Annotated in this window: 13 protein-coding genes and 1 riboswitch; of the genes, 5 read left to right on the plus strand and 8 right to left on the minus strand. The window is 75.2% G+C overall.

The features are described from left to right. Positions 1-36 precede the first annotated feature (36 nt). From V6U82_RS00360 to V6U82_RS00385, 6 genes are all read right to left on the minus strand, one after another. Positions 37-417 carry a VOC family protein gene (locus V6U82_RS00360; protein WP_128138414.1) on the minus strand — a complete coding sequence of 127 codons (381 nt, stop codon included), beginning with the start codon at positions 415-417 and terminating at the stop codon, positions 37-39. 45 nt (positions 418-462) lie between these two features. After that, entirely contained in the window at positions 463-1,329 is an 867-nt protein-coding gene (locus V6U82_RS00365) for an SDR family NAD(P)-dependent oxidoreductase (protein ID WP_334458484.1), read from the minus strand. A 110-nt stretch (positions 1,330-1,439) separates the two neighbouring features. Then, a complete protein-coding gene (locus V6U82_RS00370) occupies positions 1,440-1,859 on the minus strand; it encodes a glutaredoxin domain-containing protein (RefSeq protein ID WP_334458485.1) in 420 nt (139 codons plus the stop codon). Then, the gene (locus V6U82_RS00375) at positions 1,859-4,651 is read right to left on the minus strand and encodes an FAD-binding and (Fe-S)-binding domain-containing protein (RefSeq protein WP_334458486.1); all 2,793 of its coding nucleotides are present in this window, start codon (positions 4,649-4,651) and stop codon (positions 1,859-1,861) included. Before V6U82_RS00375 ends, V6U82_RS00370 begins: the two co-directional genes overlap by 1 nt. Positions 4,652-4,696: 45 nt before the next feature. After that, complete coding sequence (locus V6U82_RS00380; RefSeq protein ID WP_334458487.1) at positions 4,697-5,467, minus strand: nucleotidyltransferase domain-containing protein; 771 nt, start codon at positions 5,465-5,467, stop codon at positions 4,697-4,699. A gap of 29 nt (positions 5,468-5,496) precedes the next feature. Beyond that, complete coding sequence (locus V6U82_RS00385; RefSeq protein ID WP_128139209.1) at positions 5,497-6,438, minus strand: diacylglycerol/lipid kinase family protein; 942 nt, start codon at positions 6,436-6,438, stop codon at positions 5,497-5,499. A gap of 154 nt (positions 6,439-6,592) precedes the next feature. Here V6U82_RS00385 and V6U82_RS00390 point away from each other — a divergent pair, with 154 nt between their 5' ends. From V6U82_RS00390 to V6U82_RS00405, 4 genes are all read left to right on the plus strand, one after another. Next, on the plus strand, positions 6,593-7,825 hold the full coding sequence (locus tag V6U82_RS00390) for a hypothetical protein (RefSeq protein ID WP_334458488.1): 1,233 nt from the start codon (positions 6,593-6,595) through the stop codon (positions 7,823-7,825). A 136-nt stretch (positions 7,826-7,961) separates the two neighbouring features. Continuing rightward, entirely contained in the window at positions 7,962-8,624 is a 663-nt protein-coding gene (locus V6U82_RS00395; RefSeq protein ID WP_334458489.1) for a hypothetical protein, read from the plus strand. A 147-nt stretch (positions 8,625-8,771) separates the two neighbouring features. Further along, entirely contained in the window at positions 8,772-11,084 is a 2,313-nt protein-coding gene (locus V6U82_RS00400) for a transglycosylase domain-containing protein (protein ID WP_334458490.1), read from the plus strand. 409 nt (positions 11,085-11,493) lie between these two features. After that, complete coding sequence (locus V6U82_RS00405) at positions 11,494-13,557, plus strand: M4 family metallopeptidase (protein ID WP_334458492.1); 2,064 nt, start codon at positions 11,494-11,496, stop codon at positions 13,555-13,557. Between the two features lie 168 nt (positions 13,558-13,725). Here the strand turns inward: V6U82_RS00405 and V6U82_RS00410 are convergent, their stop codons facing one another. Both V6U82_RS00410 and V6U82_RS00415 read right to left on the minus strand, forming a co-directional pair. Continuing rightward, a complete protein-coding gene (locus tag V6U82_RS00410; RefSeq protein ID WP_334458493.1) occupies positions 13,726-14,175 on the minus strand; it encodes a YbaB/EbfC family nucleoid-associated protein in 450 nt (149 codons plus the stop codon). A gap of 183 nt (positions 14,176-14,358) precedes the next feature. Further along, positions 14,359-14,994, minus strand: coding sequence for a transglycosylase family protein (locus V6U82_RS00415; protein WP_334458494.1), 636 nt, complete (start codon positions 14,992-14,994; stop codon positions 14,359-14,361). Then, positions 14,993-15,138: riboswitch (cyclic di-AMP (ydaO/yuaA leader) on the minus strand. Its footprint overlaps the gene before it by 2 nt. Positions 15,139-15,309: 171 nt before the next feature. Here V6U82_RS00415 and V6U82_RS00420 point away from each other — a divergent pair. Then, the gene (locus tag V6U82_RS00420; RefSeq protein WP_334458495.1) at positions 15,310-16,872 is read left to right on the plus strand and encodes an LLM class flavin-dependent oxidoreductase; all 1,563 of its coding nucleotides are present in this window, start codon (positions 15,310-15,312) and stop codon (positions 16,870-16,872) included. The last annotated feature ends 30 nt before the right edge of the window (positions 16,873-16,902 follow it).

The following is a 16,902-nucleotide window of genomic DNA, read 5'->3' on the forward strand; positions in this document are numbered from 1 at the left end:
GCGTCCCGGCCCCGGTGGCCGGGACGCCGGTTCGGGTCACGGCCACCGGGTGGCGGTGGTCTCGAACAGCTCGCTGTCGCTCGCCACCGGGATGACGCACAGCAGGTGCCCGCCCGGCGCCCGCAGCACGTGGCAGTCGCCCCAGCGGGAGACGGGCGTGGCGCCCAGCCCGCGCAGCCGCTCGACCTCGGCCGTCACGTCGTCGGTCTCGATGTCGAGGTGGTAGCGGGGCGCGTCGTCGACCGACTGCACGGCGGTGACCAGCCCGGGCACCACGTCGGCCAGGCCGGTGAACTCCGGTTCGGCCGGATCGGTGCGCAGCTCCGAGCCGAGCGCGGCGGACCAGAACGCGGCCGCCTCCCCCGCCTCGTCCTGCGGCGCGTCGATGATCAGAGCGTACAACCGCGATCGATGCATCGCCCGAGACTAACCGCGACCGCCCTCGCCGGCAGCCCGGTGCGGTCAGGCGGTCACGTGCGCGCTGTCGCCCGCCGTCGCGGCGAAGGACGTGCCGCTGACCATCCGGGCCGCGTCGGAGGCGAGGAACACCACGAGCGGCGCGACGTCCTCCGGCTCCACCCACGGCACGCCCAGTGGCGTCTTCGCCCGCAGCGCCGCCACCGCCGCCTGTTCCACCTCGGCGAGGTCACCGGAGGCCGGCTTCCCCGCCTCGGCGAGCGCCTGCGCGTAGCGGTCCCGGTGGCGGGTCAGCGCGGTGTCGACCAGGCCCGGGATCACCGCGTTCACCGTCACGCCGTGCGGCCCGAGTTCCAGCGCGGCGGACTTGACCAGCCCGATCAGTCCCCACTTGGACGCCGAGTACGCGGACCCGTTCGTGGTGCCGTGCTGCCCCTGGGTGGACGACGTCACGACGATCCGGCCGCCGCCGCGGCGTACCAGCAGCGGCGCGAAGACCCGCAGCACGTTGGCGGCGCCGGTGAGGTTCACGTCGATCTGGTCGTGCCAGTGCCGGTCGGTCATCTCCAGCAGCGGCGCGAACGCCTGGATGCCGGCGTTGGCGAACAGCACGTCCACGCCGCCGTGCTCCCGTCGCACCGCCTCGGCCACCGCGCGTACCGCGCCGATGTCGCGCTGGTCGGCCACGTGCTGCGACCAGCGGGCGCCCGCCGCCGTCACCCGCCGGCCGGTCTCGGTCAGGTCCTCCGGCGTGGCGGGCGGGAAGTCCAGGATCGGGCTGACCGGCCCGGCGACGTCCATCCCGGCCACGTCCGCGCCCGCCTCGGCCAGCGCCACCGCCGCGGCCCGGCCGATCCCCCGCGCGGCACCGGTGACCACGGCGACCCGCCCCGACAACATCCCGGCCGGCATCGTTCCCCCTCCGCGGGCGCCGTCCGCGACGCCCTCTCCGCACGGTATGCCCGGCGGGCCGCCCCGTGCCGGGGTTCGCCCGGTCCGGCCCCGAGCCGGGGTTCGCCCGGTCAGGCTCGCAGCCGCGTCCGCAACCACGCCGGGTCGGGGTTCACCACCGCCCCGTCCGGCAGCACCACTGTGGGGACCGTCTCGTCGCCGCCGGTCACCGCCCGGACGGCGGCGGCGGCCTCCGGGTCGCGCCAGATGTCCACCCAGTACGCGCGCCGGGCCCGCCCGCCCAGCCGGAGACGCAACCGCAGGCAGTACGTGCAGCCGGGCCGCCAGTAGATCACCGGCCGGCCGTCGTCAGCGCTGCGCCGACGCGCCTGCGCAGCGGTCAGCGACCGGGGGAACGCCAGCGGCGAGAAGACCGCCGCCAGCGCGGCGAACGCCAGGAACCCCACCGTCGCCGACACCGGCGTGTCCTGGCCGGCGGCCACCGCCACGCCGACGACCAGCATCAGCGCGGCGAATCGCCAGCTGCGCATCACGCGGTCACCTCGGCCAGCAGCTCCAGCAGATGCCGGTACGGCTGCCCGGTGGCCCGCGCCAGCCCGATCTCGCAGGTGCGGTTCACCGAGGCGTACCCGTCGAAGGGCCGGGCCGTGACGGCGGCGGCCTCGGCCCGGGTGGCCGACGCGGTCAGCTCCGGATGCAGCAGTCCCCGGTCACCGGCGAAGCCGCAGCACTGCCAGCCCTCCGGGACCACCACCTCGTCGGCGACCGCGCGGGCCACGGTGAGCAGCGCGTCGTCCAGGCCGAGCCGGACCGACGAGCAGGTCGGGTGCAACGCGAGCGAGCCGATCCGGCGGCGCACGGTCAGCCGGGGCAGCAGCGTGCCGGCGGTGTACGCGACCGCGTCGACGACCCGCAGATCCCCGGCGCCGTCGAGCAGCCGCTCGAAGCCCTCGGTGCAGGACGCGGCGTCGCTGACCACGGGTAGCGCGCCGTCGCGGCAGGCCGCGCGCAGCACCGGCGGCACGCGGTCGCGCACCGCCCGGTAGCCGTCGGTGAGTCCCTTCGACGACCAGGGGGTGCCGCAGCACAGGTCACCGATGCCGTCCGGCACGAGCAGGCGTACACCGGCCCGCTCGGCGAGCGTGAGCAGCGCGGCGGCCACGCCGGTGCCGCCCTCGGCGGGTGCGAACAGCGTGCCGAGGCAGGACGGCACGAACACGGCGTCCGGGTCGTCGGCCGGGTGGGGGCGGCGCGGGGTGCCGCCGCGCGGCAGGTCCCGCTGCCACCGCGGTACCCGGTCCGCGCCGAGGACCGCGCGGGCGGCCCGGGTGGCGGCCTCCGGCAGCGTGGGCGGCAGCGCTCCGGCCAGGTCGAGCCCGCGGGCCATGCCGCGGGTGGCGGCGCCCCAGCGGCGGGCCGCGCCGCGCCAGGCGGTCCCCGCCGCCCGGCCGTGCTCCCGCGCGCGCAGCCGCTTCACCAGGTCACCGGTGTTGATCAGCACCGGGCAGGCGGTGGCGCACATGCCGTCGACCGCGCACGTCTGCACCGCGTCGTAGTCGTAGTCGTCGGTCAGTTCCCGGGCCAGCGCGGTATCGCCGGCGGCCTGCGCGGCGGCGATCTCCCGGCGCAGCACGATGCGCTGCCGGGGCGTGGTGGTGAGGTCGCGGCTGGGGCAGACCGGCTCGCAGTAGCCGCACTCGACGCAGCGGTCCACCTCCTCCTCCACCGCCGGCACGGTCTTGAGGTGCCGCATGTGGATCTCCGGGTCGTCGCTGAGCAGCACCCCCGGGTTGAGCACGCCGTCCGGGTCGCAGAGCGTCTTCAGCTCGCGCATCACCTCGTACAGCTCGTCGCCGAACTGGCGGCGCACGTAGGGGGCCATCACCCGGCCGGTGCCGTGCTCGGCCTTGAGCGTGCCGCCGTGGCCGAGCACCAGGTCGACCATCTCCTCGGTGAAGTCGGCGTAGCGCGCCGGCGCCTCGCCACCGTCGAACCGCTCGTTGAGCATGAAGTGCAGGTTGCCGTCCTTGGCGTGGCCGAAGATGACGCTGTCGGCGTACCGGTGCCGGTCGAACAGGTCGGCGAGCGCCGCGCACGTGCCGGCCAGCGCCTCGACCGGCACGGCGATGTCCTCCAGCAGCGCCGTGGTGCCGGACGGGCGGGCGCCCGCCACGGCCGCGTACAGGCCCTTGCGGATGTGCCACAGCGCGGCGCGGGCGGCCGGTTCGCCGCTGAGCCGGGCCGGTGCGCTCAACGGCAGACCGGCGAGCACCGGACCGGCGTCGGCGACCCGGTCGGCGAGCGCCTCCGGGTCGGACTCCTGCCACTCGGCGAGCAGCGCGGCGTGCCCGCGCACGGCCAGGCCGCGCAGCGCGGCGTCCGCCTTCGGGTCACGCTGGGCCACCCGCAGGGCGGCGGCGTCGAGCAACTCGACCGCCGCCGGCCCGGCGGCCACCAGCGCCGGCATGGCGGCCGTCGCCGCGCCCAGGGAGTCGAAGACCAGCAGGCCCGTCGCGGCGTGCCGGTGCACGGGTACGGTCCGGAACGTCGCCGAGGCGACGAACGCGAGCGTGCCCTCGCTGCCCACCACGAGCCGGGTGAGCAGGCCGGCCGGGTCGTCGTGGTCGAGGAACGCGTTCACGCCGTAGCCCATGGTGTTCTTCATGGCGTACTGGGCGCGGATGCGGCGCACCGACTCGGTGTTGCCGCGTACCCGGTCGCGCAGCCGCAGCAGCCCGGCGTGCAGCTCCGGTTCGGCGGCGCGCAGCCGGGCGTCGGCGTCGGGGGCGCCGGTGTCCAGCACGGTGCCGCTGGGCAGCGCGAGGACCAGCGACTCCAGCGTCCGGTACGTGTTGAACTCGGTCCCGCAGGTCATGCCGCTGGAGTTGTTGGCGACCACACCGCCGACCGTGCACGCGGACTCGCTGGCCGGGTCGGGGCCGAGCTTGCGGCCGTACGGCGCGAGCCGCGCGTTGACCTGCCGCAGCACCACCCCCGGCTGCACCCGCACCCGCCGCCCGTCGTCGAGCACCGTGAGGTCGCGGAAGTGCCGCCGCACGTCGACCAGCAGCCGGTCGGTGACCGCCTGGCCGCTGAGGCTGGTGCCGCCGGAACGGAACGTCAGCGCGGTGCCGGTGCGGCGGCCGTACGCCAGCAGCGCGGCCACCTGACCGGCGTCCTGCGGCGTGATCACCGCGCCGGGATGCAGCAGGTAGTGCGAGGCGTCGTGGGCCATCCTCAGCCGGTCCGCGGCCCGGGTCGCCACACCGCCGGGCACCACCGACTCCAGCCCGGCCCGCGCGGACGCGCTCAGCTCAAACATGATCACCGCACCTCCCCGGCCCACAGTAGTCACGCACGGCCGGGCTCAGTCCGCGGTGATCCGGTCCAGCACCCGCCGCTGGAACGCGCGGGCGGCCGGACCGGACGGCGGCGTACCGCCCCGGCGGGCCGCGATCGAGGCCCGGATCAGCGCGGCGTCCGGGTCGTCGGCGGCGACCCGCAACCCGGCGTCGACCTTGCCCAGCCAGACGCCGTCGCGGTGGCGCACCAGCGTCCGGCACGCCCCGAGCACCGCGTCCTCCGCGCCGGGGGCCGGTTCGTCGCCGGGCGGGGTGGGCAGCGCCAGCCACCAGCGCAGCGCGTCGGCCAGCAGCGCGCGCAGCGCCTCGGGTGACGGGTCGGCGAACACCTCGGCGGCGGGCGGGCCGAGCAGCGCCAGGCCGGACTGGCGCAGGATGCTGCGGTCCAGCGCGTACCAGAACCGCCCGTCGGCGGGGGGCCGGTCCGCCGGGTCGTAGGTGGCGCGGAACGGCATGGTGGCGCCGGTGTTCAGCTCGACCTCGAAGCCCGGCTCGGGGGTGCCGGAAGCGGCCACGTCACGGCGGTAGACGACGAGTTCCAGGCCGCGCGCCGGGCAGGGCAGCGACTCGTGCCGCAGCCGGTCCACGAGCAGGCGCTTGTCCGCCTCCGGCAGCGGCCCGGTGGCCAGCAGCGCCACGTCCACGTCGCTGCGTCCCGGCTGGTACGCGCCGAGCCCGACCGATCCGGCCGCGTACGCGCCGACCATGTCGTCACCGAGTACGTCCCGGGAGCGGCGGACCAGTTCGGCCAGGTAGTCGCGGATGTCGTCGCGCATTCCGGCATCCTGCCCCGGCCCGGGCGCGGTCAGTCCGCCGGGTCCGGGCAGCACACGGTCAACGCGCCCGGCACGACCTTGACCTTGAGCCGTTTCGCCTTGCCCCGGGCGCCGCCGTCCAGCTCGTACGTCTTCGGCGCGTCGAACCGCACCTTGATCTTGCGGCCCCGGGTGATCCGGACGAACGGCGACTCCTCGGAGCGCCCGGCGGCCATCCGGCCCAGCGTGCGCGCCCAGTCCACGGCGCCGCTGGCGGTGGACACGCCGACCTCCAGCGCCCCGTCGTCGGGGCGGGCGTCGTCGAAGGCCGGGATACCGCCGGTGATGGTGCCGACGTTGCCGAACAGCACGCAGCTCGCCTCGTCGTCGAACCAGTCGGCGCCGTCGACCCGGATCCGGGTCCGTACGCACTCCCCGCGCACGTGCCGCAGCCCGGTCCAGACGTACGCGATCCGGCCGAACCGGCCCTTGAGCTGCCGGTCGGCGTCGCGGATCAGGTCGCCGTCGAACCCGGCGCCGGCCATCACCGCGAAGTGCTCGCCGTTGATCCGGCCCAGGTCCAGCTCGCGCCGGCGGCCGTGCAGGGCGATGCGTACCGCCTCGGGCAGGTCGACCGGGATGCCGAGGTTGACGGCGAACAGGTTGGCGGTGCCGGCGGGCAGGATGCCCATCGGCACGCCGCTGCCGGCCAGCGCGTGGGCGCACCGCTGCACCATGCCGTCGCCGCCCCACACCAGCACCAGCTCGGCGCCGGAGTCCAGCGCCGCGCGCACCCGCTTGGGCGCCTTGCGGCTCTTGGGCACCTCGTACCAGAGCAGCCGCCCGACCCCGGCGGCCACGAGCCGGGCGCGCAGCTCGTCGAGCCCACCCCCGAACGTCTTCTTCCGGTGGGCGACGACAGCGACCACACCGGCCGGGGGCGCGGCGGGAGCGGGGGCGGTGTCCGGGCGTTCGGCAGTGCGCGTGTCCATGGCCCGGCTGGTACCCGGACACCGCGGATCCCACGCCTGTGGCCCGGCGCGACGCGCCCGATTCGGATCAACGGCGTACTGTGCCCGGGCCGCCACGTTCGGTACAGTGCGGGCGTCGATCCGTGCCGCCGGGCACGGGTCCGAAGGGTGCGGGATGTCGGAACGGACCGGGTGGATGGCGCGCGGCACGCTGCGCCTCGGCCTGCTGCTCGGCGCCGTGGCCGTCGTCTGGGGCGCCCACGAGGCCGCATCCGGCTCGGCCGCCCACGCCGCCGACCGCGAGCCGCCCGGTCCGCTGACGGCCACCGTCGGGGTGCTCACCGACACGCTCGGGACGGTGCTCGGCCTGCCCGTGTCCGGAACCGACGACGGCGGCGCGCCCCCGTCCGGCTCCGGCGACGCCGCGACGGAGCCGGCGACGCCCGCCGCACCAGCGCCTGCCCCCGACTCCGCCGCGCCCGCGCCGACGCCGGGTGCCACCTCGCCGACGCCGGGCCCGGCAGAGCCGGCAGCGCCCGGCAAGGCCGGTTCGGTGGCACCGGCCGCGGCCGAACCGGCGGCGCCGGAGACGGTTCCGGCCGCGCCCGCCGAGCCGGCACCGGGCCGCCCGTCCGTCACGGCGCCGGTCACCGGCCGGGTGGTCGAGGCGGTGGTGACACCGGTCCGGGACCACGTGCTCATGCCCGTCACCGACGGCCTGCGCCCGGTCACCGACCCGCTGCGCGACCACCTGCTCGCGCCCGTCGCCGAGGGCCTGAGCCCGGTCACCGACCCGGTGAAGGCAGGCGTCCTCAACCCGGTGGCGGACCTGCTGTCCCCGGTCGTGGAGCCGTTGCGCCCGATCCTCGGCCCGGTCTGGCGGGGCCTGGAACCGGTGCTCGACCCGCTGGACCCGGTGCTCGACCCGCTCAGCCCGGTGACCGATCTGCTCGATCCCCCGGCCGCGCCGGAACCCGGATCACCCTCGGCACCCGGCGAGCCCGTGCCCGGGCCGGCCGATCCGGGCGTCCCGGTCACCCCGGCCGACCCGGCTGCGACGCCGGCACCGGCTCCCGGGCGTGCGCACGACACGCCGCCCCGCCTCGGCGGGCCGGTCCTCGCCGCCCCGGCGGCGCGCACTCTCGCCGTCGTCGGCACGCGGTGGGCCGACCCGGTACGCAGCCGGGCGCCGGCGGCGGTCGGTCCGGCCGTGCACGTCACCACCACGCCCGCCCTGCCGCTGCCGCGCGACGGCGTCACCCACGGCGCGGGCGCCGTGCACAGCGAGCCGGCCGACGCGGACACGAACCGCTGGCGGCTGCCGGCGCCGACCCAGCGGTACGCGCGGCCGGCGGCCGACCCGCTGCCGCCGTCCCGCACGTCGCGCCCCGGCACCAGACCCGCCTGAGCGGACTCCACAGGCACCATCTCCGATCCGGAGCACGGGCGTCCCGCCCGACTGCCGCATGCCGCGGCGGCGCCGCCGACTGTCGTCCGGCGCCCGCAACCGACCCGATCACGCCTGGAAAAACAGGAGCCCGTTCATGAGCACAGCCCTGCCCGTCGTCCGCGCCCGGTGGTGCGACATCGGCCGGATCGCCGATCTCGTCGCCGAGGCCCTCGCGCCCACCGCGCTGGCCGCCTGGCTCGTCCCCGACACGTCCCGCCGCCTGCCGGTCCTCGCCGCCGTGGCGCGGATCTGGACCGAACACGCGTTGTTGTTCGGCGACGCGTTCCTGCTGCCCGACGGCGGTGCCGCCACCGTGTGGTTCCACCGCTACCGCCCGATCCCCGCTCCCCACCGGTACGCCGACCGTCTCGCCGGCGCCGCCGGACCGGACGAGGACCGGTTCCGCCGCCTCGGCGCGGAACTGGCGGCACGCCGCCCGGCCGAGCCGCACAACCATCTGGCGCTGCTGGCCGCGCCCCGGGGCGGCGCGACGCAGGCGCTGTCCGCCGCGCAGCGCCGGATGGACACGTTGAGCCTGCCCACGTACGCGCACCCGTGCGCCGGTGAGCAGGAGGAGGAGCTGCTGCGGCGGCTCGGCTACGCCGAACGGGAGACGTTCGCCGCCCCGGACGGCACGCCGGTGCGGTCGTTGTGGCGGTCGGCGCCGTTCCACGCGGGCGGCAACGACAGGTGGCGTTCCCGCCGGGCCGCCCGCCGGGAACGCGACGACCGGGCCGCCGGGTGGGCGGCGCGCTGACCTGGTGAGCCCCCGGGCCGGGGCGGCAGCCGTCCGCCCCGGCCCGAACCCGCGCCACACCGTCCGGGTTCGTCGGCCGGTGCCGTCGGCGCAGCTCGGTTAGCCTGCGAGCCGGGCACGACTCAGCCGAGCAGTCGGAGGTAACGCGTGCGGAACAGCGGATCCACCCCGGAACCGGGCGGCGCGGCCCAGGTGCGCCCCAGGCGCAAGCGGCGGCGTCTGCTGGTCGTCCTCGCGGTCTGCACGCTGCTGGCCGGCTGTGGGCTGGTCGCCGGCGGCTACTACTTCGACAGCGTGCCGACGCCCAGCGACCTGAAGCTGCCCGAGTCCACCACCGTCTACTACGCCGACGGGCGCACGCCGATGGCGAAGCTGGGCGCGCAGAACCGCACGATCGTGCCGTACGACCAGATGAACGACTCGGCGAAGCAGGCGATCGTGGCGGCCGAGGACCGTACGTTCTGGACGAACCAGGGCATCGACGTCAAGGGTGTGCTGCGGGCGGCCTGGGCCAACATCAGCGGCGGGCAGCGGCAGGGCGCGTCCACCCTCACCCAGCAGTACGCGCGCATCGCCGCGGACCTGCGCGGGGTCACCTACTCCCGCAAGCTGCGCGAGGCGGTGATCGCGTGGAAGCTCGACGACGCGTACTCCAAGGAGGAGATCCTCGGTTTCTACCTGAACACCGTGCCGTTCGGGCGGGGCGCGTACGGCATCGAGGCGGCCGCGCAGACGTACTTCGGCAAGACGGTACGCCGGGACGCGCCCGCCGCGCGGCAGCTCACGCCGGCCGAGGCGATGGTGCTCTGCGCGATGGTGAAGCAGCCGGAGGCGGACCCGGCCGACCCGGAGGGCTCGCCCGGCTACGACCCGCGCCGCAACGCGCTGGCCCAGCAGAACTCGATCGACAGGTGGAACTACATCCGCGACGGCATGGTCAAGCTCGGCTACCTGACGCCGCAGCAGGCGGCGGATCTCGCGTACCCGGACACGGTCCGGCCGATCGACAAGGACGCGGGCCGGTCCGACCTGGACCGGCCGACCGGCCTGGTGGTCAACCACGTGCTCGCCGAACTGCGCGAGACCGAGCCGTTCCGCGGCAAGCCCGACGAGGTGATCCGCGACGGCGGCTACCGGATCGTCACCACCATCGACAAGCGCGTGCAGGACGCCGCCGAGGCGGCGGCTGACATCCGCCGCGACACCGCGCCGCAGGCGGTACGCGGCCAGCCGCGCAACTGGCAGGCGGCGCTGGTGGCGGTGGAGCCGGGCACCGGCCGGGTGCTCGGCTACTACGGCGGCGACAACGGCTCGGGTGCGGACTACGCCGGCTGGTACTACGACGAGAACGGCGAGACCCGCGGGTTCGGCCAGCATCCGCCGGGGTCGTCGTTCAAGGTGTACGACCTGGCCGCCGCCGTACGCGACGGGATCTCGGTGAAGCAGCGGTTCGACTCGCCGGACACCAAGGAGTTCCCCGCCTCGGGACGCACCAGGGGCAGCGCGGCCGGGCCGATCCGCAACGCCGAGCGCGCGCCCTGCCAGCCGGACTGCGCGCTCTGGGAGGCCACCGTCGCCTCGCTGAACGTGACCTACTTCGAGCTGACCGAGAAGCTGGGCACCGACAAGGTGATCGAGATGGCCCGGCAGGCCGGCGTGGAGTCGATGTGGGAGACGGTCCGGGGCAATCCCCGGCCGCAGCGCGTCGACCTGCGCAGCGATCCCGCCGACGAGGTGGCGAAGCGGTTCTCCACCGAGGTCGGGATCGGGCAGTACGGCATCACCGTGCAGGACCACGCGAACGGGATGGCGACGTTCGCGGCCGGCGGCAAGCGTGCGGACGCGCACTTCGTCCGATCGGTGACCAAGGACGACGAGGAGGTGTGGACGGAGCAGCTGCGGACGACGGACCTGGGCCTGGACCGGGAGGCGATCGACCAGCTCGACTGGACGCTGCGCCGGGTGCGGGCCGCCGAGCTGGGCAACGGCTGGGACTCCGCCGGCAAGACCGGCACGTGGCAGGCCGGGCAGAGCACCACGCAGAACGTGCACACCTGGATGGTCGGCTGGACCGGCGCGCTCGCCTCGGCCGTCTGGCTGGGCACCACCGACGGCAAGCCGCTGCGGACGAAGGGCGGCAGCTACGAGGTGTACGGCTCGACCGGCGCCGCGCCGATCTGGCGGCAGTTCATGACCCGGGCCACCGCGGCGATGAAGCTCGACCCGGGCAAGTACCGGTTCGGCGAGCCGACGTTCCCCGGCGAGACCCCGGCGCCGACCCGGTCGGCTCCGCCGCCGACCACCGCCGCACCCTCGCCGTCGGAGTCGCCGAGCCCGAGCCCGAGCCGGTCGAGCCCGAGCCCGGACCCGACCGGCCGGCCGACCTCGCGGCCGACGCTGACGCCGTCGCTGCCACCGCTGCCCACCGTGTCGCCGACACGTACCCGCGGCCCGCGCTGACCGGCCGGGCGGCGGCTCGGCCGCCGCCCGGCCGCGCGCGGCGGCCTCGCGTCTATGCGCGCCATTCGCACACAGCGGCAACGTCCGCAATTTGCACCGCCGCTCATCCACCGTCGGCGATATTCGCCCTGATCAGCGCCTATTGAAGATCATGGTTGCCTGAATCGACGCGCGCGGCGACACGCCCGACTGCCAGTCGTTGCCCAGGTCACCCATTGCTCCGGGCTCGCGCGGCGTGTGATCGTGCACCAGCGAGCCGCCGACCCCCGGCGGATCGCGACGGTCGATCTGTCGACCCGGAGCCACGCCGGCAGCTCCGGTGACCGGCCGTCACCCTGCCTCGCACCACCGCGCCGCCCGTCCCCACCGGGCTCCGTGCGGCGCGCCTGTAGAACAGGAGCAAACCCCCGTGAAACTCTCACCTCGCCTCGCCGCGCTCACCGGCGCGGCCGCGGCCGGCCTGCTCGCCGCAGGGACCGCCGCCGCCGTGCAGGCCGCGCCGCCCGGACCCGCCGCCCCCGACCCGGCGCAGGCCCGCGCGACCGCCGCCGACTCGGCCCGCGCGCTGGTCGCGAACCGCCCCGCCTACCTGCAGGCCGGCTCCGACGACGCGTTCGTCCAGAAGCCGGTCATCTCCTCCGAGGGCACCCAGTACGTGCCCTACGAGCGCACCTACAAGGGCCTGCCGGTGGTCGGTGGCGACTTCGTGCTCGCCACGGACGCGGCCGGCAACCTCAAGTACGCCTCGGTCGCCCAGCAGCGGCCCATCGGCGCCCTCGCCACCACGCCCGCGCTGACCCGGGACGCCGCCGCGAAGACGGCGCGCGCCCAGCTCACGACCGTGAACGCGGTCGAGGGCACCACGCTCGTGGTCTACACGCTCGGTGCCGCACCGGCGCTGGCCTGGGAGACCACGGTACGCGGCACCGGCGCGGACGGCCCCAGCCGGCTCACAGTCGACGTCGACGCCCGCACCGGCGCGGTCCTGCGCAAGCAGGAGCACGTGGTGCGCGGCACCGGCACCGGCGCCTGGAACGGGCCCAGCCCGCTCACGCTCAACACCACCCAGTCGGGCTCCACGTACACCATGAAGGACCCGACCGTCACGAACCTGAGCTGTCAGGACGCGGCGAACAACACCACGTTCAGCGGCTCCGACGACGTCTGGGGCAACGGCACCGCGACCAACAAGGAGACCGGCTGCGTGGACGCGTTGTTCTCCGCGCAGACCGAGCACAAGATGCTCTCCCAGTGGCTGGGCCGCAACGGCGCCAACGGCAACGGCGGATACTGGCCGATCCGGGTGGGCCTCAACGACCAGAACGCCTACTACGACGGCAGCCAGGTGCAGATCGGCAAGAACACCGCCGGCCAGTGGATCAGCTCGCTGGACGTGGTGGCGCACGAGATCGGCCACGGCATCGACGACAACACCCCCGGCGGCATCTCCGGCGGCGGCACGCAGGAGTTCGTGGCGGACACGTTCGGCGCGGCCACCGAGTGGTTCGCCAACGAGCCGTCCAGCTACGACGCGCCGGACTTCCTGGTCGGCGAGAAGATCAACCTGGTCGGCTCCGGCCCGATCCGCAACATGTACAACCCGTCGGCGCTCGGCGACCCGAACTGCTACTCCAGCAGCATCCCGTCGACCGAGGTGCACGCCGCGGCCGGCCCGGGCAACCACTGGTTCTACCTGCTGGCCAACGGCAGCAGCCCGACCAACGGGCAGCCGTCCAGCTCGACCTGCAACGGCAGCAGCGTGACCGGCCTCGGCATCCAGAAGGCCATGAAGATCATGTACAACGCGATGCTGCTGAAGACCTCGTCCTCGTCGTACCTGAAGTACCGCACCTGGACGCTCCAGGCGGCGAAGAACCTCTACCCGGGCGGCTGCGCGGAGTTCAACACGGTCAAGGCGGCCTGGGACGCGGTGAGCGTGCCGGCCCAGTCCGGTGACCCGACCTGCGCCGGCGGCACCCCGACGCCCACGCCGAGCACCACGACCACCCCGCCGTCGGGCGGCTGCTCCGGCAACAAGCTCGCCAACCCGGGCTTCGAGTCGGGCAACGTGAGCTGGAGCGCCTCGTCCGGCGTCATCACCACCGACAGCGGCCAGGCCGCGCACGGTGGCTCGTACAAGGCGTGGCTGGACGGGTACGGCTCGTCGCACACCGACACGCTCAGCCAGTCGGTGACGATCCCGGCCGGATGCCGGGCGACGTTGAGCTTCTGGCTGCACATCGACAGCGCGGAGTCGACCACCAGCACCGCGTACGACAAGCTCACCGTCAAGGCGGGCGGCACCACGCTGGCCACCTACTCCAACCTGAACAAGGCCACCGGCTACGTGCAGCGGTCCTTCGACATCTCGTCGCTGGCCGGAACCACGGCGACCGTCTCGTTCAGCGGCGTGGAGGACAGCTCGTTGCAGACGTCCTTCGTCGTCGACGACACCGCGGTCATCCTGAGCTGACCGTGGCGTGCGCGGCCGGTCGTCGTCCTCCCGGCGGCCGGCCGCCTCGCCGTGTCAGGCCGGTGCCGCGTGCGGGGCCGGTGCCGTGCCGGACCGGTGCCGCGCCGCGAGTGGCCGGAGCCGCGCGCCGGGGCGGCGCCTCGTCGTGCCGGGGCGTGTGCGGTCGGGTCAGGCCGGGCGCCCGGCCCGGGACGGGGTGCCGCGGTCGCGGTGGATCCGCGCGGCCGCCTCGTGCATCGCGCGGCCGAACAGTTCGGCCTGGTCGCCCATGCTGCCGAGCCGGGCGGCGAGCGCGTCGGCGTCGGCCCGCGCCGATGCGCTGACCTGGGCGTCCAGCTCGGACAGCGCGGCGTTGGCGGCGGTGACGAGGTGTCCGCAGAGGACGTCGAAGGGCTCGCCGGCCAGCTCCGGGTCGATCGTCACGGAATCCAGCCGGCCACCTTGGACGGCGACCGCACGGACCCGCCCGCCGGCGGCCGTGCCCTCGGCGCGGAGCAGGTCGCCCGGCTCGCCGTCGGCGTGCGCCGAGGCCCGGGAGCGCATCGCGGTGAGCGCCTGCTGCGTGCGGGTCAGCAGCTCGTCGAGGCTCGCGGCCGCCGAGAACGGGTCGTTGGTCATTTCCGCGCTTTCTTCACGTCTTAGCCGAGCACCGTGACCCTAGCAACAGGCTCCGACTAATCGCGGTCACCGGCCGTCGCGGGCCGCGCCCCGGCGCCGGGAGCAGGCCGGACACCGGCGACGCGGCGTGTCGCGCACGGGCGGACGGCCGGACGGACCGGCCGGGCGTTCTCCGGACCGCTGTCAGCGCAGGCGCAGCCGCTGACCGGGGAAGATCAGGCCCGGGTCGTCGCCGACCACGGCGCGGTTGCGCTCGTGCAGGGCACGCCAGCCGCCGTCGACGCGCTGCGCCACGGCGATCTCCGACAGCGTGTCCCCGCGCCGGACCACGTACGTCCCGGCACCGGTCGCGGGCTGCGGCGCGACCTTCGTCGCGGGCCGCTCCGGCGCGGCCTTGCGGGGGGCGGCCCGCTTCGGGGCGGCCTTGCGCGGGGTGGCCTTCTCGGACCGGGTCGCCGCGGCGCTCGCCGAGCCGCCCTTCCTGCCGCAGACCGGCCACGCGCCGATGCCCTGCCCGCGCAGCACCTTCTCGGCGACGGCGATCTGCTCGGACCGGCTGGCCAGGTCGGCGCGGGCGGCGTACTTCTGCCCGCCGTAGCCGTTCCAGGTGGCGCGGGAGAACTGGAGCCCGCCGTAGTAGCCGTTGCCGGTGTTGATCTTCCAGTTGCCGCCGGATTCGCAACGCGCGACCGCGTCCCAGTTGACGCCCGCGCTGGCCGGAGCGGCCGGGCCGAACAGGGTCGCGGCGCCGACGGCGGCGCCGGCCAGAACCGCTCCGAGAGCGGTACGGCGGCTTCGGGCTGAGTATTCAGTTGCCATGTGGATTCCTCCACGCCGACGAGGTGAGCTGTCGGGTTCGGGCCGAGGAGCCCGGCCGCCGGTGGCGGCTTCACCCCGAGGTGACGATGCACCGTGGAACGTGTGGTTCCCCCGCTCCCGCACGAGGTTCGGTTACCGGGGCCGGCGGCGGGATTTGGCGTTTCCGGCCCGCGGTGTCCGCGTCTGCGAACGAAACCGACGCTAGGGACGTTTTGCGACGATCGTCCACTTCTTGTGATGCTCTTCACCCGGCCGGGCTACCGGCGGCGGCGCTACGGTGGCAGGGCCAGGCAAGATCACGGGAGGGCGGGACGGATGACCGATCACGGACACGAGCTGACCTTCGGCGGTTTCCTCACCCCCGCCGCCGGGCAGCCCGACCAGGTGGTGGCGCTCGCCCGGCTCTGCGAACAGGTCGGGCTGGATTTGGTCACGTTCCAGGACCACCCGTACCAGCCGGGCTTCCTGGACACTTGGACGCTGATGTCCTACCTGGGCGCGGCCACCGAGCGCATCCGCCTGGCCGGCAACGTGCTCAACCTGCCGCTGCGCCAGCCGGTGGTGCTGGCGCGCAGCATCGCCAGCCTGGACCTGCTCACCGGCGGCCGGGTCGAGCTGGGACTCGGCGCGGGCGCGTTCTGGGACGCGATCGAGGCCGCGGGCGGGCGGCGCCTGTCCCCCAGGGCCGCCGTCGAGGCCCTGGACGAGGCGATCCGGGTGATCCGCGAGGTCTGGGACACCGACCGGCGCGGCATGATCCGCGTCGACGGCGAGCACTACCGGGTGGTCGGCGCCAAGCGCGGGCCGGCGCCGGCGCACCCGGTGGGCATCTGGGTCGGCGCGTACAAGCCGCGCATGCTGCGCCTGGTCGGCCGCGCCGCGGACGGCTGGCTGCCGTCCCTGTCCTACCTGCCCAAGGGCCCCGACGAGCTGCCCGCCCTGAACGCGCTCGTCGACGAGGGCGCCCACGCCGCCGGGCGCGACCCGGCCGCGATCCGCCGCATGCTCAACGTGACCGGCACGTTCGCCCGCTCGTCGGCCGGCTTCCTGGCCGGGCCGCCGGACCAGTGGGTGGAGGAGCTGGCCGGGCTCACGCTGGAGCACGGCATCACCACGTTCATCCTCGGCAGCGACGAGCCGCGCGCGATCCAGATATTCGGCCAGGAGGTCGCGCCCGCGGTGCGGGAGCTGGTCGCCGCCGAGCGCGCCACGCCCGGCGACGGCGCCCGCGCGGCCGCCGAGGAGCAGACCACCGCCGGCGGCCCGAGCACGCTCGGCGTCACCCCCACCCCCGACCCGGGGGTACGCCTGAGCGCGCGCCGCCCCTGGGACGAGTCCACCCGCCCGAGCGCCCCGCCGCCGCCGGACGGACACGTCTACCCGGCCCGGGGACAGGCCGCCGGGCAGCACCTGGTGGACGTGCACGACCACCTGCGCCAGGAGCTGGCCCAGGTGCGCGACCTGCTGGAACAGGTCAAGCGGGGCTCGGTCTCGCCGGGCCGGGCGCGGGCCGCCCTCAACGAGATGACCATGCGGCAGAACAACTGGACGCTCGGGGCGTACTGCGCGGCGTACTGCACGATGGTCACCCAGCACCACGGGCTGGAGGACGCCTCGATCTTCCCGCACCTGCGCCGCTCCGAGGCCGGCCTGGCCGCCGTGCTGGACCGCCTGGAGGAGGAGCACGTGGTGATCCACGGGGTGGTGGAGAGCGTCGACCGGGCGCTCGTCGAGCTGGTCCGCCGGCCCGGCGACTTCACCGGCCTCCAGGAGGCGGTGGACCTGCTCACCGACACGCTGCTGTCGCACCTGTCGTACGAGGAGCACCAGATCGTGGAGCCGCTGGCCCGGCACGGATTCTTCCCCGGCCAGCTGTGAGGTAGCTGACTTTTGCTTTCCTAAGTCAGG

Source organism: Micromonospora sp. CPCC 205554 (assembly GCF_036902745.1).
Lineage (GTDB): Bacteria > Actinomycetota > Actinomycetes > Mycobacteriales > Micromonosporaceae > Micromonospora > Micromonospora tulbaghiae.